Source organism: Mycobacterium simiae (assembly GCF_008370645.1).
Classification (GTDB): domain Bacteria; phylum Actinomycetota; class Actinomycetes; order Mycobacteriales; family Mycobacteriaceae; genus Mycobacterium; species Mycobacterium simiae_A.
This window is the reverse complement of record NZ_VTZN01000397.1, coordinates 1-1,271: the sequence shown is the minus strand read 5'-3', so window position 1 is coordinate 1,271 and position 1,271 is coordinate 1. Positions and strand designations below refer to the sequence as shown.

Genomic DNA, 1,271 nt, shown 5'->3' with positions numbered 1-1,271 from the left:
GGGCAGATCCTCCCCCAGGTTCTCTAGCTCGGTGGTCAGCGCCTTACCTGAGGAGTTGATATCTTCCAACTGTCCCCCGCCACCCGACTCCCCTGCTGCCACACCCCCACCACCACCGTCGCCCTCCTCCTCAGCCACACCTTCCCCCACACCAGGGCGGGCGGTGGGCACGCGCCTAACCTCATTAACCCCGAGAACCAACGTCCCAACGTCAAACAGGTTCTCCCCCAACCCCAATCCCAGCCGATCCCTGCTCCAATCCTCCAGATGCAGCAACCCTTTCCAATTCTGGGCGGCACCGCACGGATCCAGCAAGGCATACTCCGGAAGCGATCGCACCGCCGTCACATCCAGGCCCTCCCACGCGGCCGCCGCACCCTCGGGGTCGGTCAAAAAGTGCCGCGGGCTGAGCTGATCCACACCGTGTACCGCCAGGAACGCCGATTTATAGACCCCCTCAGTCACATTGGTGAAAAAATCGAAAACCGTAGCCAGCGGATTGCCAACATCGTTGCCCAGAAAATGCGTGAGCTCACCACGCACATAACGCTCCATCCCACGCACCAAACCATCAGCGATACCCATCCCCCGCTGCATCGCCTGCTCCTTGGCCCGAGCTTCACGACCCAAGTTGTGCAGCACAGCCTTGATGTCCTCGGCGATCTCTTTAATCTCTTCTAGCGCATCACCGTCGAAGATCGACACCACCTCATGCCACAATCCCGACGCCGATCCCAACCGATGCAACAAATCCCGAATAGCGTTCTGAGCGTGCGCCACTTCGTCGGCAAAATCATCAAGCCTGCTGGCCAACTCTTCGCACTGCTCGCCCAAACTCGCCATCGTGGCACCCAGCTCAGACAAGACCGGCTCTATTAGCCCCCCTTCGGGAATCTGTTGACCAGCAATCACCGACTTCGGCCCGTCAAGCTCCTGCTCTGCCGCACCAAGTGCCGCCCCGAAGCCGCGCCAACAACCCGCGGCCGCATGCAACCCCGCCACATCCCCGTTGGGCCACAAATCCCCCACGAACAGCTCCACCACCCGCCACAGCATCGGAGGAGGCTCGCCCGGCCCCAACGTTGCCGGCGGACCGGGAGCCGAAAACTCAACCGGATCATGCGGCGCAGGCAAACTCCCGCTGCCCCCACCCAGCGTGGAGGCCGCCTCCGCCCTCGAATAGTTCGATGCCGAAACTTGAATCTTCGCCCCGTTATGCCGACAAGCGTTGATCGCCGCCGCCGCCGCCTTCAACAGCGACTTCGCCGCAG

The 1,271-nt window shown here is 62.3% G+C and carries 1 protein-coding gene; it reads right to left on the bottom strand.

Annotated features, from left to right (window positions below):
* Positions 1-1,271 (bottom strand): WXG100-like domain-containing protein (locus F0Q45_RS28260; RefSeq protein WP_444875266.1); only part of this gene is annotated, 1,271 nt, incomplete at both ends.